The sequence below is a fragment of the Photobacterium sp. GSS17 genome (assembly GCF_028621875.1).
In the GTDB taxonomy this organism is placed as follows: domain Bacteria; phylum Pseudomonadota; class Gammaproteobacteria; order Enterobacterales; family Vibrionaceae; genus Photobacterium; species Photobacterium ganghwense.
Map to the genome: position 1 here is coordinate 2,527,057 of NZ_CP117517.1, position 14,456 is coordinate 2,541,512.

13 protein-coding genes and 1 other annotated feature are annotated in these 14,456 nt (G+C 51.0%); of the genes, 10 read left to right on the top strand and 3 right to left on the bottom strand.

The annotated features are described in order from the left end of the window. The first annotated feature begins 154 nt into the window (after positions 1-154). Positions 155-973: an ion transporter gene (locus tag PGW97_RS11275; RefSeq protein WP_047883264.1), complete on the top strand. Its 819-nt coding sequence runs from the start codon at positions 155-157 to the stop codon at positions 971-973. 174 nt (positions 974-1,147) lie between these two features. On the opposite strand, the gene glpQ is transcribed toward PGW97_RS11275, so the two are convergent. Both glpQ and cysS read right to left on the bottom strand, forming a co-directional pair. Next, positions 1,148-2,224, bottom strand: coding sequence for a glycerophosphodiester phosphodiesterase (gene glpQ / locus PGW97_RS11280; RefSeq protein WP_084712419.1), 1,077 nt, complete (start codon positions 2,222-2,224; stop codon positions 1,148-1,150). Between the two features lie 255 nt (positions 2,225-2,479). Further along, positions 2,480-3,862: a cysteine--tRNA ligase gene (cysS, locus tag PGW97_RS11285; protein ID WP_273857344.1), complete on the bottom strand. Its 1,383-nt coding sequence runs from the start codon at positions 3,860-3,862 to the stop codon at positions 2,480-2,482. A 383-nt stretch (positions 3,863-4,245) separates the two neighbouring features. Here cysS and PGW97_RS11290 point away from each other — a divergent pair, with 383 nt between their 5' ends. Then, on the top strand, positions 4,246-4,743 hold the full coding sequence (locus tag PGW97_RS11290) for a peptidylprolyl isomerase (RefSeq protein WP_047883261.1): 498 nt from the start codon (positions 4,246-4,248) through the stop codon (positions 4,741-4,743). Positions 4,744-4,788: 45 nt separating this feature from the next. Next, positions 4,789-5,544 carry a UDP-2,3-diacylglucosamine diphosphatase gene (lpxH, locus tag PGW97_RS11295; RefSeq protein WP_047883260.1) on the top strand — a complete coding sequence of 252 codons (756 nt, stop codon included), beginning with the start codon at positions 4,789-4,791 and terminating at the stop codon, positions 5,542-5,544. Positions 5,545-5,809: 265 nt separating this feature from the next. Here lpxH and PGW97_RS11300 read toward each other — a convergent pair whose 3' ends face one another. Next, positions 5,810-6,757 (bottom strand): sulfite exporter TauE/SafE family protein, encoded by a 948-nt coding sequence (locus PGW97_RS11300; RefSeq protein WP_217393264.1) that lies wholly within the window; start codon positions 6,755-6,757, stop codon positions 5,810-5,812. 217 nt (positions 6,758-6,974) lie between these two features. On the opposite strand from PGW97_RS11300, the gene PGW97_RS11305 reads away from it, so the two are divergent. The 7 genes from PGW97_RS11305 (at position 6,975) to hisH (ending at position 14,454) form a co-directional block, all read left to right on the top strand. Then, positions 6,975-8,204, top strand: coding sequence for an EAL and HDOD domain-containing protein (locus PGW97_RS11305; protein ID WP_047883259.1), 1,230 nt, complete (start codon positions 6,975-6,977; stop codon positions 8,202-8,204). Further along, the gene (locus tag PGW97_RS11310; protein ID WP_053061692.1) at positions 8,204-8,740 is read left to right on the top strand and encodes a YchJ family metal-binding protein; all 537 of its coding nucleotides are present in this window, start codon (positions 8,204-8,206) and stop codon (positions 8,738-8,740) included. The genes PGW97_RS11305 and PGW97_RS11310 overlap by 1 nt, the downstream gene beginning before the upstream one ends. 549 nt (positions 8,741-9,289) lie before the next feature. Beyond that, positions 9,290-9,427: a sequence feature (His leader region), on the top strand. Between the two features lie 33 nt (positions 9,428-9,460). Then, entirely contained in the window at positions 9,461-10,357 is an 897-nt protein-coding gene (gene hisG / locus PGW97_RS11315) for an ATP phosphoribosyltransferase (protein ID WP_217393263.1), read from the top strand. 4 nt (positions 10,358-10,361) lie between these two features. After that, positions 10,362-11,669, top strand: coding sequence for a histidinol dehydrogenase (gene hisD, locus PGW97_RS11320; RefSeq protein ID WP_047883256.1), 1,308 nt, complete (start codon positions 10,362-10,364; stop codon positions 11,667-11,669). Between the two features lie 11 nt (positions 11,670-11,680). After that, entirely contained in the window at positions 11,681-12,733 is a 1,053-nt protein-coding gene (gene hisC / locus PGW97_RS11325; RefSeq protein ID WP_273857345.1) for a histidinol-phosphate transaminase, read from the top strand. Between the two features lie 18 nt (positions 12,734-12,751). Then, the gene (gene hisB / locus PGW97_RS11330) at positions 12,752-13,822 is read left to right on the top strand and encodes a bifunctional histidinol-phosphatase/imidazoleglycerol-phosphate dehydratase HisB (RefSeq protein WP_273857346.1); all 1,071 of its coding nucleotides are present in this window, start codon (positions 12,752-12,754) and stop codon (positions 13,820-13,822) included. Then, positions 13,822-14,454, top strand: coding sequence for an imidazole glycerol phosphate synthase subunit HisH (gene hisH / locus PGW97_RS11335; protein ID WP_273857347.1), 633 nt, complete (start codon positions 13,822-13,824; stop codon positions 14,452-14,454). The genes hisB and hisH overlap by 1 nt, the downstream gene beginning before the upstream one ends. Positions 14,455-14,456: the final 2 nt, after the last annotated feature.

Genomic DNA, 14,456 nt, shown 5'->3' on the forward strand with positions numbered 1-14,456 from the left:
TTATCCGCACACCAGATTAAGCAGCTGCGCTTACATTGTTTCCCTCCGCAATCCCCGATATCCTTGTGCGAAAGCGAAAATATAAATATTAAAAAGCAATGCTCCCAAAGCATGCCTCAAAAAGTAATGGCCAAAGAAAAAGGAAAGCAAGCCAGTGGACTCTCCCCGCTTAAAAGACACCCTGTATGAGGTGATTTTCGGTACCCAGACTAAAGCCGGTCAGTATTTTGATATCGCCTTAATCGTTACCATCATTTGTTCTGAGCTGGTGCTTATCCTCTCAACCGTGGGATCAATCAACACCCGCTACGGGGAAGCGCTGTTTATTCTGGAATGGGTCTTTACCCTGCTGTTTACCATTGAATATGGTGTGCGTCTGTACTGTTCGCCCAAACCCTGGGCTTATGCCAAAAGCTTTTATGGCATCGTCGATTTGATAGCGGTGCTGCCAAGCTACCTGGCCTTCCTTTTCCCGGGCTCACACTACCTGCTCATTGTCCGCCTGATCAGGGTCATGCGTATTTTCCGGATCCTGAAACTGGCCCGCTTCCTGAAAGATTCTAATATCCTGCTTCGTTCATTGCTGATGGCGCAGCGTAAAATCTTTGTCTTTTTCAGCACGGTAGCCATTCTGGTCACAGTACTCGGTTCACTGATGTTTGTCGTTGAAGGGCCGAACAACGGATTTACCAGTATTCCGATCAGTATTTACTGGGCTATCGTGACAATTACCACGGTGGGTTATGGCGATATTGTGCCACAGACGGAAATCGGCAAAGCGCTGGCCGCCTTTACCATGCTATTGGGTTACTCCATTCTGGCGGTACCGACCGGGATCATCACTGCCGAGCTGAGTCAGGAATTGCGCACCCAGCGGGATTTAATCCGGTGCACCAACTGCTCCGTCAGCGGCCATGAAACCGATGCGCGCTACTGCCGCAAATGCGGCACTGAGTTACCCGAACATCTGTAAGTCCTCGGTAAGCCGAGCGCGCCCTACGTGGGTTACTCCATGTGGCCGAATCGAAGAAAAGCTAAGTTAAAGAAACAAGAAAGAATACAGATAAAAAAATAGCGGCTTACAGGCCGCTATTTTTTTGATAAACGCTCGGTATTGGCAAAAAGCCCGAGGATGTAGCGCTCGTGATTAGTGCTTTTCCGTCGCCAGGAAGTTTACTGCTTTATCCGGAAAATCGGTGAACACGCCATCAACATCTGCGGTATTGTAGAAAATGTTCAACATGTCATTGAAGTCATTGGCATAGGCCGGAATACGTCCCATATCGCTGCGGAAAGTGTAAGGATGCACCTGCATTCCCTGCGCATGTGCTGCTTTTACCAGCCCTGTCAGCTTGATGTTTCCTTTGGTTGACTCGTCAGAAACAACCATCGGTTTCCACGGACCAATGCCATCAGCATACTTGGCGACCGTTTCCATTCCGCCTTTTTTAAACATCCAGTCGTAGTTATAGGGTGCCGCCTGGCCTTTCTGATCATACACCATGGTCTCATTCCAGTCGGTGTAAGCCATCAGCTGAACCAATTTCACATCCATACCCAGTTTTGGCATCAGTTGGTCATGAATGCGTTTCAGCTCATCAAAATCAAAAGTTTGCAGGTATACCTTACTGTCTTTGCTGGTGTAACCGTATTGCTTCAACACGTTCAGCACTGCCAGACTGATATCTTTCCCTTCATGGCGGTGGAACCACGGCGCTTTGATTTCCGGATAGATACCGATGTCGTAACCCAGGGTTTTGTTTAGCCCCTGAATCATCTCAATTTCTTCCTGCAGCGTCGGCACTTTAAAATCCGATTTCCACATTGGGTAACGCTCAGGGAATCCCTGAACCTGCTTCCCATCTTTAATATCGAAACCTTCTGTCACACTGAGCTGTTTAATCTCAGCCAGTGTAAAGTCAATTGCATAGTAACGGCCATCTTTACGGGCGCGGTCAGGAAAAACCTCTGCCACATTGGTGACCCGATCCAGGTAATGATCATGTAATACAACCAGTTGGTCATCTTTAGTCATGACCACATCCTGCTCGATGTAATCCGGCTTCATCGCATATGCCAACGCTTTAGCCGGCAGAGTATGTTCAGGCAGGTAACCGGAAGCGCCGCGGTGTGCAACAACGATTTTATCTGAGTCAGCCTGAGCCAGTGCGGGGGTACTGAGGATAGTCGCGCCAATCAGCGCAGTAAGTATGGTTTTCTTCATTATTATCATCCCGTTTGGTGAGCGGTGTTCTCTTCCGCCCAAATCCAGCGAATTACCGAGGCTGATGATAATGACTTACGAACATTAAACTAATATTTCACTTTCTAAATGTGATCATAATGCGCGATTTCGAAATTATTTTATTATCAATGTGATATGTATTGCCAAAATTGACAATAAAAAAACCGGTGCATATGCACCGGTTTTTCAATTGGAATCCGAATCGTTGCAATCGGGATAATCGCAACCCGGAATTTACTTACGACGCCAGGTTGTTCCCTGTGGGCCGTCTTCCAGGATGATGCCCATTGCCGCGAGCTTGTCACGCGCTTCATCAGCAGCAGCCCAGTCTTTTGCTGCACGTGCATCCAGACGTTGCTGAATCAGTGCTTCAATTTCCGCCACATCTTCATCCTGACCAGCGCCACCTTGCAGGAAGGCTTCCGGCTCCTGACTCAGCAGGCCCAGCACATCGGCCATCTCACGCATGCGTGCCGCCAGACCAGCGGCCGCCGCTTCATCTTCGCCTTTCAGGCGATTGATTTCACGGGCCATGTCAAACAGTACAGAGTAGGCTTCCGGCGTGTTGAAGTCATCATTCATCGCTTCTTTAAAGCGGGTCACGAACTCCTCACCACCGTTAGCTTCTGCAACAGCATCCAAACCACGTAGCGCGGTATACAAACGCTCAAGCGCTGAACGGGCTTGCTTCAGGTTATCTTCACTGTAGTTCAGCTGGCTGCGGTAATGGCCAGACATCAGGAAGTAACGTACTGTTTCAGCATCATAGTGGGCCAGTACGTCACGGATAGTGAAGAAGTTACCCAGCGATTTAGACATCTTCTCGCGATCAACCATCACCATGCCACTGTGCATCCAGGTATTTACATACTTAGAGCCCGTCGCACAGCAAGATTGTGCAATTTCATTTTCGTGGTGCGGGAACTGCAGGTCAGAACCACCACCGTGGATGTCAAAGTGATCACCGAGGATCGCCGAGTTCATTGCCGAACACTCAATGTGCCAGCCCGGACGACCTGGGCCCCATGGTGATTCCCATGTCGGCTCACCCGGCTTAGACATTTTCCACAGAACGAAATCCAGCGGGCTGCGTTTTGCCGTTTCGATATCAACACGGGCACCGGCCTGCAGCTGATCCAGATCCTGCTTCGACAGCTTACCGTATTCGTCAAACTTGCTGACTTCGAACATTACATCGCCATTGTCGGCCACATAGGCAAAACCACGTTCAATCAGACGCTCACACATTGCGATGATTTCAGCAATGTAAGCCGTCGCACGCGGCTCAATGTCAGGACGCTTCATGCCCAGCGCATCGAAATCAGCGTACATTTCACCGATCAAACGCTCGGTCAGTGAATCACAGCTTTCGCCGTTTTCTGCCGCACGTTTAATGATTTTATCGTCAATATCAGTGATATTACGAACAAACGTCAGGTCATAGCCCAGGTAACGCAGGTAGCGGGAAACCACATCAAACGAAACGAAAGTACGGCCATGACCGATGTGACACAGATCGTAAATGGTAACCCCACAGACATACATGCCTACTTTGCCAGGCTGGATGGGTTTGAATTCCTCTTTCTGTCTAGTCAGTGAGTTATAGATCTTCAACATGTCTCTTTGCTACTCATTTGGTGGGGTTACAATATGAAGGAGTAATTACACCTCTAATGGCAGGCTAAGGCAAGGAAAATTGCGTATCTGCCTGACTCTGCCCGGCAATCCTGCTGTCTGATGCGATCTGCGGCACATACAGTGCTTTTGCTGGCCAGCCCTGTCATGCCAATGCCACTATCCTCTTCTATAGTTAAAGCCAACTCTTTCTGCTTTCAGCAGTCAGGCAATCCGGACTGTACGGTCAACATACCGTGAAAATGCAGGCTTTCTCTACAAATGACAGCCCGGCTCGTTATCCGCCGCCAATATTATTGACGCGTTAGACGAGTAAGTTACAATCCAACGTTTAAAGCAATAGATATCCATTAAAGGACAAGCTCATGGTAACGCTTCACACTACTTTTGGTGACATCAAAATCCAACTGAACGCGGAAAAAGCGCCAGAAACAAGTGCCAACTTCCTGCAGTACTGCCGTGACGGTTTTTACGACGGTACGCTGTTCCACCGCGTGATCGACGGTTTCATGATCCAGGGCGGCGGTATGGCGTCAGGCATGGTTGAGAAAGAAACGCGTGCACCTATCAAGAACGAAGCAAACAACGGTCTGAGCAACAAAGTCGGTACCATTGCAATGGCACGTACTATGGAGCCGCACTCTGCAAGTTCTCAGTTCTTCATCAACGTGAACGACAACAAATTCCTGGATTTCAAATCAGAAACACCAGACGGCTGGGGTTACTGTGTATTCGGTGAAGTGGTTGAAGGTATGGACGTTGTTAACAAGATCAAAGCTGTTGCAACAGGTAACTGGGGCTATGTTCACCAGGACGTACCGGTTGAAGAAGTCGCTATCAACGGCGTAACCATCGAAGAGTAATTCTTCATTCAGGGCGGCCTTATGCCGCCCTGCCTTCCTTTATTTATGACAACACTTTTTATTTCCGACCTTCATCTCAGTGCTGAACGGCCCGATATTACTGCCTGTTTTCTGCGTTTTATGGCGCAGGAGGCCCGCGGTATTGATGCGCTGTATGTGCTTGGCGATCTGTTTGAAATGTGGATTGGTGACGACGATGAATCGCCCTTCCACCAGCAGGTGAAACAGGCTTTCCGCGCACTGACCGACAGCGGAGTTCCCTGTTATTTCATCCACGGCAACCGGGATTTTCTGATCGGGCGCCGGTTCAGTGAAGAAACTGGGGTAACATTACTGCCGGAACACTCAGTGATTGACCTGTACGGTACCCCGACGCTAATCCTGCACGGTGATACCTTGTGCACCCTGGATGAGGGGTATCAGCGCTATCGTAAGAAAGTCCATAACCGCTTTATTCAGTGGTTGTTTTTCCGCCTGCCGTTGCGCTACCGCCAGCAAATTGGCCATAAGATGCGAAGTGGCAGCAGCCAGTCGAACCAGATGAAAAGCCAGGCGATCATGGATGTCACCCCCACCGAAGTGCTCAAAGCCATGAACCAGTATCAGGTCAGGCAGATGATTCACGGCCATACCCATCGTCCCGATGTTCATGACATTCTGGTACAGGGGCAACCTGCCCAGCGAATTGTGCTGGGGGATTGGTATGATCATGGCTCCGTGCTGGTTTGCACGCCGGAAGGCTGTGAACTTGAAACCCGGGACTTTCCGGCAGAACTCGCCACGCTGAGCACTCCGGCTTAACCGCATTTACGCAATACGGCCAACCAACAGAGTCACGGCAAACCGATACACGGCGATCAGTCACACGGTGAACAAGCACGCGGTGAATACCAAGCTACTGATTGAAAAATAAAAGGTACGCAATTGCGTACCTTTTATTTCTTGTGGCATGGCGATAGGTACGGTGACAGACCTGGTAGCCTGTAACTCAAAGATATTCAGTCTATCGAGCCTCTTCGGCCAAGCAGACAACTGATGCCTCTGGCTTTTACAAACCGAGCTCTTACTAACCGAGCTCCTCCGCACGGGCAGTCTGCACCGCTGCGTTCTCTTTCTTTACCGACGAGGTCGCTGCAGATGCCGTTGCGCCGAATTTTTCACTCGCCCAGGAACGGTACATAGTGAAAGAGGTATACATCACCACCCCAATCACCAACCAGGCCAGCAATTGCAGATCCAAAGACTTCACCATGTAAGCGGCAATCACCACCCCGATCGGACCGGTAATTGCCACCACCAGCGCAGCACGACTGTTGATTCGGTTGTTTCGGATAAAGCCACCAGCCGCGAAGAAGCTCAAAAATGCACATGAGCACATCATGATAGGAAAAGCTGCCAGCGGATGCATGCCCAGCAGATAAACCATGGTCATGCAGGGTGCATACAAACCAATGCCTACTGTCATCAGCGCACCGAAAAGAAAGTTACCAATCGCGGCCACCGCCAGTTTCCAGCCCGACAGCCCCAGAGCCGTACCGCCTAACGGAAACAACTCAAGCTGGCCAGCCAGCATCATTCCGGCTACTACCATCAGAGCGCCACACATAACGATGCGAATGATCTGGCGATCCCAGCCGGAAACCAACCTTGAGCCCATCGTCGCCCCGAAACACGCCGCCAGCACGAGCGTCACCAGCGTCATCGGGTCGACATCAACCGCGGTAAGAAAAATCAGAGACTGAACCACCGTTGCCATCACCGCCTGACAATTCATGGTGCCGGGCAGCAACTGATCGTCAATGAGGTTAAACTGCTTATAACCGGCGGTCTTGATAGCAAAACTACCGACCCCGAGGGTATCGCAGAAATTGGCAAAGCCTCCGATGAGGCCAATTGGGAGAATTTTGGTATGTGCTTCCTGCTTTTTGTTTTTGCGCCATGACTTTAAAAGCATGACCACAAAAATACATCCACCTACAAGCAATCCAGCTTGTATGACTGTGAATACCGTCATGAGTTACACATATAATTACAAAAAGGCGGGGATTATCTATTAAGATGAGAGGTATTTCCATGCCTGAGATCAGCAAGTGCTGGCTTTATAGGAAACGCTGTTTATACAGCTTAATTTTTGTCATACTACTACGCCGTGACACGATGGGCCGATATAATCATAAGCCTGCCCGGCAACACCTAGAATAAATCACGACTTAAAGCCTTTTGCCGTATCCATGAATTCGTATCTTGCAAGACAGCCTGTACTCAACCGAAACAAGGAAACCATCGGCTACGAACTATTGTTTCGGGATGGCCCTCAAAACTGTTTCCCTGATGTCGGAGATGAACAGGCAACCCATCGCTTACTGACAGATAATTTTCTGAGTGCCGGAACCAGTGAAGTCACCGCCGGAAAAATTGCGTTTATCAATTTTCCTCAGAGCAGCCTGATCAAACGCACACCGCTGATTTTCCCAAAACGCAGCTTCATTATTGAAGTGCTGGAAAGCTGCGAACCAAATGACGATCTCCTGCTTGCCATTCAGGAACTGCATCAGAAAGGCTACACTCTTGCTCTAGATGACTTCATTCCGACAGCAGAATGGAACCGCTTTCTGCCGTTTGTCCATATCATCAAATTTGATATTCGTGCCACCCCAATAGCCAAAGCCGGTTTCTTTATTCGACGCCATCGTGAGCAAGGCAGCAAGCTGCTGTTCCTGGCAGAAAAAGTAGAAACCTATGACGAATATCAGGCTGCCAAGCAGGCCGGATTTGATCTCTTTCAGGGCTTCTTTTTCAGTCGCCCGGAAATGGTCCAGCGTAAAACCCTGAATCCTTACGCCCTGACCACCTTACGGCTGTTTAGTGAAATCAGCCAACCCGTGGTGGATTTTGACAAAGTCGAACGGATCATTGCCTCTGATGTTTCCTTGTCATACAAGCTGTTGCACCACGTGAATTGTATGACTTACACCCGCGCGAAGCCGATCTCGTCGTTCAAGCAGGCGCTGGTCTATCTGGGCGAAGAAAAGCTGCGGCATTTCATCACATTCGTGGCTACTGCGCATGTCATGGAAGATAAGCCAATGTCGCTCTACCATCTTTCATTACAACGGGCCTGGTTCTGTGAAAGGCTCAGTATGAACTTCCCTGGCCAGATTGATAAAAATCAGGCATTTCTGACAGGGCTGTTTTCGTTGCTGGATTCCATCTTGGATCAGCCTATCGAAGTGCTGGTTGAACAACTGCCGTTGCCCGCCCAGGTACATCAGGCTCTGATCAAACAGCAGGGTCATCTGGGTGGAGTATTACGTCTGGTCAAAGCATATGATGAGGCCAACTGGCCTCAGGTGCAGCGTTTATGTCAGTTACTGGGGCTCGATGAATCAATCGTTGCAGAGCGCTATATGGAGTCATTAAAATGGTCGGCTGACTTTGAACAGAACATGCCGAAAAATTAATGTATCCACTAGATAAAGCGTGCCCTTGTGGCAGCCAGCGTCCGCTTCGGGAATGCTGCCACCCTATCCATGAAAATGCCTGTCTGGCAGAGCATCCTGAGCAACTCATGCGTGCCCGTTACAGCGCCCATGTCCTTGGCCTGGTTGATTTTGTCGTTGCCACCTATCACCCAAGCTGTGAAGCTGAGCAACACCGAGAGGCCATTGCAGAGTCAGTAAATACAACCTGGCTGGGGTTGGATGTACTACACAGTGAAATTGCCGATTCCGGCGAAGGCTTTGTTGAGTTTCAGGCCTTCTATCGTGATGGACAGGATGAGTACTGCCTGCATGAACGCTCTCGTTTTTTACGTGAAGACGTACAAAGCGCCAGCAACATGAGCCAGCAGCAGTGGTTCTACATAGACGGTGATTACCCGCAACAACATGAACCTGCCACTGAGCCAAAAGCTGCACCTGTGGTGAGTGACAAAGTGGGTCGCAACGACCCGTGTCCTTGTGGAAGCGGCAAAAAATTCAAGAAATGCTGCGGCTAATCCGCCTTCCGCTTTATTACTCTCGGCGAGCATTCGCCGGGAGCTGTGTGACTGCCCGCCTTACAGTTCACCACGGTTCGGTTGACTCGATGCCGCCGCTGTCTTGCATTCTGTACCAGCAGCCCTCTTATGCATAAAACCGTTAGGCTAATCCTCTTCTTTGGATGGATAAGGACGTATACTCTGACTGAGACATTTGCATCCATCTGGCGCATTACGCAACCAAATATGTTACCCGTCTGCAACGCAGGTCTATTTTTAACTGGATGTGGCCTCAGTCACCCTACAATCAAAAATGCGATTAACCCACTGTAATTGAATGTAAATATATTAGTTTTACTGCATGTTCATGTACTGCAGGCAAGCTGGTTTAGCTTTTCTCGCCCATTAGGAAAAATTACCACTCATTAACCTTCCGCCAGAAAATTTCATTTTTCCGTAAAATTGCTATTGCAAAACATCCTCAGCTTGGTTAGTGTGCTTGCTAAGCACAGCGTTAATAAAGATTTAAACAGAGTATATAATTATGCGTATCCAAATGGTTTCTCTACATCACCATCATCATCCTGACTAGTCTTTCAGGAGGATACGCCTCGCTCTGGAAGACGCAAAACTCTCTTCCAGCGGTCAGCGATACTACCCTATTCATGGACCCTCGGAAGAGCACTCTTCCGAGGGTTTTTTCGTTTTCGGATTCAAAAAAGTACAGGGATAAGCACCATGCAAACACAACGACTGAGAATTGCAATTCAAAAGAAAGGCCGACTGAGCAAAGAATGTCAGGAGCTGCTCAAACGCTGCGGCGTCAAATTCAACATGATGGGCGAGCGCCTGGTCGTACATTGTGAAAACATGCCAATCGACCTGTTGCTGGTTCGCGATGATGATATCCCTGGCCTGATTATGGATGGCGTGGTTGATTTAGGCGTGATTGGCGAAAACGAGCTGGAAGAAGTGAGCCTGGAACGCCTTGCCCGCAATGAGCCAGCTGATTATGTCAAACTGCGTCGTCTGGACTTTGGTGGCTGCCGCCTGTCTATCGCGATTGATAAAGACGCGGAGTATAAAGGGCCGCAGGATCTGAAAGGCAAGCGCATCGCCACAACTTATCCGCAGTTGGTAAAACGCTACATGGATAAGCAAGGTGTGCCATTCAGCACCTGTATGCTAAACGGCTCCGTGGAAGTTGCCCCACGCGCAGGTCTGGCCGATGCTATCTGCGACTTGGTATCAACCGGTGCCACGCTAGAAGCGAATGGCCTGAAAGAAGTGGAAGTGATTCTGCGCTCAAAAGCCGTACTGATTCAGCGCCAGGGCGAGTTCTCCGCCGACAAGCTGGCACTGATTGAGCGCCTGCTGACCCGTATGCAAGGGGTGATTCAGGCCAAAGAATCGAAGTACATCATGCTGCACGCTCCAACCGACCGTCTTGAGCAAATCAAAGACCTGCTGCCGGGTGCTGAAGACCCGACCGTGATGCCGCTGTCAAAAGACAAAACCAAGGTTGCCATTCACCTGGTCAGTGCCGAGAACCTGTTCTGGGAAACCATGGAACGCCTCAAAGAGCTGGGCGCCAGCTCCATTCTGGTACTGCCAATTGAAAAGATGATGGAGTAACACGATGAAAACTGTAGTCTGGCAATCTCTGAGCGATAACCAGCAGGAAAGCCTGCTTGAGCGCCCGGCCATCACAGATGGCCGCAACATCAGCCGTACCGTTTCCGATGTCATCGATGATGTCCGCCAGCGCGGTGATCAGGCCCTGCTCGAGCTGACTGAAAAGTTTGATGGTATTCGTCCCGCCTCGTTGAAAGTCAGTGCTGACGAGGTAAAAGCTGCATCATCGCGCCTCAGTGATGACATGAAAGCCGCACTGAAACAGGCTTACAAAAACATTGCCACCTTCCACAAAGCGCAGAAACCTGCAACGCTGCGGGTGGAAACCCAACCGGGTGTTGTCTGTGAGCAGATCACCCGCCCGATTCAGTCCGTTGGCCTGTACATTCCGGGCGGCAGCGCCCCTCTCCCATCAACCGTACTGATGCTGGGTGTACCGGCTCAAATTGCCGGTTGTCAAGAGGTGGTCCTGTGCTCGCCGCCGCCCATTGCTGATGAAATTCTGTATGTGGCTGAACTGTGTGGTATTACTGACATTTATAATGTCGGCGGCGCGCAGGCCATCGCGGCCATGGCCTATGGCACCCGAACCGTCACCAAGGTTGATAAAATTTTCGGCCCGGGTAACGCTTATGTAACTGAAGCCAAACGGCAAGTCAGCAATGACTTCCGCGGCGCGGCAATTGATATGCCGGCGGGCCCGTCTGAAGTGCTGGTGATTGCAGACAGCAGCGCTGACCCGGATTTTATCGCCGCGGATCTGCTCAGTCAGGCAGAACACGGGCCTGACTCTCAGGTTATTCTGGTCACTCCGGATCCGAGCATTGCCGATCGCACCGCTGATGCGATCCAGAAGCAGCTGAAAGCCCTGTCACGTGCCGATATTGCCCGTCAGGCTCTGGGTTCCAGTATCCTTATCGTCGCGGACAGTTTGACGCAATGTGTCTCTATCTCTAACCACTATGGTCCGGAGCACCTGATTGTACAAACCCGCCACCCGCGTGAGCTGGTTTCCCAGCTGACCAATGCCGGTTCTATTTTCCTCGGCAGCTGGTCACCGGAGTCGGTTGGCGATTATGCTTCAGGTACGAACCACGTATTGCCAACCTATGGCTATACCCGAACCTATTCCAGCCTGGGACTGGCTGATTTCAGCAAACGCATGACGGTGCAGGAGCTCACTGCCGAAGGACTGGCTGAGTTAGCCCCGACCGTCGTCACCATTGCTGAAGCGGAAGGACTGGATGCCCACAAACGAGCCGTTACAATTCGGGTCGAAAAACTAACCGCCCAATCACAACGCATTAAATAACGAGGCAAATTATGAGTATTGAACAACTGGCGCGAAAAACAGTACGTGAGCTGACACCCTATCAGTCAGCCCGGCGCCTGGGCGGAAGCGGAGACATCTGGCTCAATGCCAACGAGTCCCCATTTGCAAATGAGTACAACATCCAGTGCGCTCGCCTCAACCGCTACAGCACCTGCCAACCGGTTGAACTGATTGAAGCTTATGCGGATTACGCCGGCGTCCGTGCCGATCAGGTACTGACTTCACGCGGGGCTGATGAAGGGATTGAGCTACTGATCCGCACTTTTTGTGAGCCGAACAAAGACAGCATTCTGTACTGCCCGCCAACCTACGGGATGTACGCCATCAGCGCCGAAACTTTCGATATTGAGCGCAAAGTGGTGCCACTGACAGCCGACTGGCAACTCGATATGCCAGCCATCACGGCCAACCTGGATGGGGTGAAGCTGGTTTTCGCCTGCAGCCCGAATAACCCGACCGGCAACCTGCTTAACCGCAATGATCTCGAAGCGCTGCTGGATAAAACGGCCGGTAAAGCCCTGGTCGTGGTCGACGAAGCCTATATCGATTTCTGCCCGGAAGCGACCATGGCGAACCTGCTGGATCAATACCCGAATCTGGTCATTCTGCGCACCCTCTCCAAAGCCTTTGCTCTGGCCGGACTGCGCTGTGGTTTCACCCTGGCGAACCCGGATGTCATTCAGCTGCTGCTAAAAGTCATTGCGCCTTACCCGGTGCCGGTGCCGGTCACGGACATTGCAGTGCAGGCGCTCTCCCCGGCGGGTCGCGCCAAAACCAAATTCCAGGTTCTGGATTTAAGCGCCAACCGCGCGTACCTGCAAGCTGGACTGAGCATGCTAAGCGGCGTTACCGTCTATGAAGGATACGGCAACTACCTGCTGGTCAAGTTCCCGGATGCCGACAGCCTGTTTAACGCCCTGTGGGAGCACGGCATTATTTTGCGTCGTTCGCCGATTGAAAACTGTATTCGCATCAGTATCGGCAACCGGGATGAGTGTGAGAAAACCCTGGCATTTATCCGGAAACAGCTAGAACAGAATTAATTCAGTAAGGACAGCACTGTGAGCAAGCAAAAAATCTTATTTATCGACCGCGACGGCACCCTCATCGTCGAACCGCCCATTGATTTTCAGGTTGATCGGCTGGACAAGCTGGCCCTTGAGCCTTTCGTGATCCCGGCTTTGCTGAAGCTACAGGAGGCCGGATACAAACTGGTGATGGTCACCAATCAGGACGGCCTAGGGACTGACAGCTACCCGCAAGCTGACTTCGATGCGCCACACAACATGATGATGGCGATTTTCGAATCACAGGGTATCCGGTTTGACGATGTTCTGATCTGCCCTCACTTTGAAGCGGATAATTGCAGTTGTCGTAAACCTAAGCTGGGGCTGGTGAAAACCTACCTGCAGCAAGGTCGGGTCGACTTTGCTCACTCTGCCGTGATTGGCGATCGTCAGACTGACCTGCAACTGGCTGAAAATATGGCAGTGCGAGGTATTCAGTACCACCCACAAACCATGGGCTGGCAGCAGATCGTCAAAGATCTCACAACACAACCGCGCATCGCCGAGGTCGTTCGCACAACCAAAGAAACCGATATCCGGGTTAAGGTGAATCTGGATGAGACCGGCGGCAACCAGATCTCCACCGGGATGGGGTTCTTTGATCACATGCTGGATCAGATTGCGACTCACGGGGGATTCCGTCTCGAACTGAATGTCGAAGGTGACCTGCACATTGACGATCACCACAGCGTGGAAGATACCGCACTGGCGTTGGGTGAAGCGCTGAAAAAAGCACTGGGCGACAAACGCGGGATTGGTCGCTTTGGCTTCAGCCTACCGATGGATGAGTGTCTGGCACAATGCGCGTTGGACTTATCCGGCCGACCGTACCTGAAATTCGAAGCAACCTTCAGCCGCGATAAAGTCGGCGATCTGTCCACGGAAATGGTATCCCACTTTTTCCGCTCGCTGACCGATACGCTGGCCTGCACCCTGCACCTGTCGTCGGAAGGCAATAACGACCACCACATTGTGGAGAGCCTGTTTAAAGCATTTGGCCGTACTCTGCGCCAGGCCATTCGGGTGGAAGGTAATGAGCTGCCCAGCAGCAAAGGAGTGCTGTAATGACAGGGAAAAACCAACAAGTCGTCATTATTGATACCGGATGTGCCAATGTGTCATCAGTGCGCTTTGCCATTGAACGCCTCGGTTATACCGTCACTGTCAGCAAAGATCCTGACGTCGTGCTTGCTGCCGACAAACTGTTTCTTCCCGGAGTGGGAACAGCCAGCGAAGCCATGAAAAACCTGCGCGAGCGTGATTTGATCGAGCTGGTCAAACAAGTCGACAAGCCGCTGCTGGGCATTTGCCTCGGGATGCAGCTGCTGGGAGAAGTGTCTGAAGAACAAGGCCAGAACGGCAAAGAGCTGGTGCCATGTCTGGGGCTGTGTGAAGCCCCGGTCAGAAAAATGGAAACCGGTGCGTTGCCACTGCCTCACATGGGCTGGAATACGATTTCCCCGGAAGCCGACCACCCGCTGTTTAAAGACATTCCGGATGGCAACTACTTTTACTTCGTGCACAGCTACGCCATGCCAGTGTTTGAGCAACCGGGAGGGCGCACAATTGCCCGTTGCGAATATGGCCAGCCGTTCACTGCGGCAGTGCAAAGCGGCAATTATTACGGGGTCCAGTTCCATCCGGAACGATCCAGTAAGGCCGGTGCACAACTGATTAAAAACTTTCTTGAAATGTAAGG

Excerpts from the sequence above, each read along its gene's own strand:
- lpxH (WP_047883260.1), top strand. The coding sequence starts at position 4,789 with ATGACAACACTTTTTATTTCCGACCTTCATCTCAGTGCTGAACGGCCC.
- PGW97_RS11305 (WP_047883259.1), top strand. The coding sequence starts at position 6,975 with ATGAATTCGTATCTTGCAAGACAGCCTGTACTCAACCGAAACAAGGAA.
- PGW97_RS11290 (WP_047883261.1), top strand. The coding sequence starts at position 4,246 with ATGGTAACGCTTCACACTACTTTTGGTGACATCAAAATCCAACTGAAC.
- hisC (WP_273857345.1), top strand. The coding sequence starts at position 11,681 with ATGAGTATTGAACAACTGGCGCGAAAAACAGTACGTGAGCTGACACCC.
- hisG (WP_217393263.1), top strand. The coding sequence starts at position 9,461 with ATGCAAACACAACGACTGAGAATTGCAATTCAAAAGAAAGGCCGACTG.
- PGW97_RS11300 (WP_217393264.1), bottom strand. The coding sequence starts at position 6,757 with ATGACGGTATTCACAGTCATACAAGCTGGATTGCTTGTAGGTGGATGT.
- hisD (WP_047883256.1), top strand. The coding sequence starts at position 10,362 with ATGAAAACTGTAGTCTGGCAATCTCTGAGCGATAACCAGCAGGAAAGC.
- PGW97_RS11310 (WP_053061692.1), top strand. The coding sequence starts at position 8,204 with ATGTATCCACTAGATAAAGCGTGCCCTTGTGGCAGCCAGCGTCCGCTT.
- cysS (WP_273857344.1), bottom strand. The coding sequence starts at position 3,862 with ATGTTGAAGATCTATAACTCACTGACTAGACAGAAAGAGGAATTCAAA.
- glpQ (WP_084712419.1), bottom strand. The coding sequence starts at position 2,224 with ATGAAGAAAACCATACTTACTGCGCTGATTGGCGCGACTATCCTCAGT.
- hisH (WP_273857347.1), top strand. The coding sequence starts at position 13,822 with ATGACAGGGAAAAACCAACAAGTCGTCATTATTGATACCGGATGTGCC.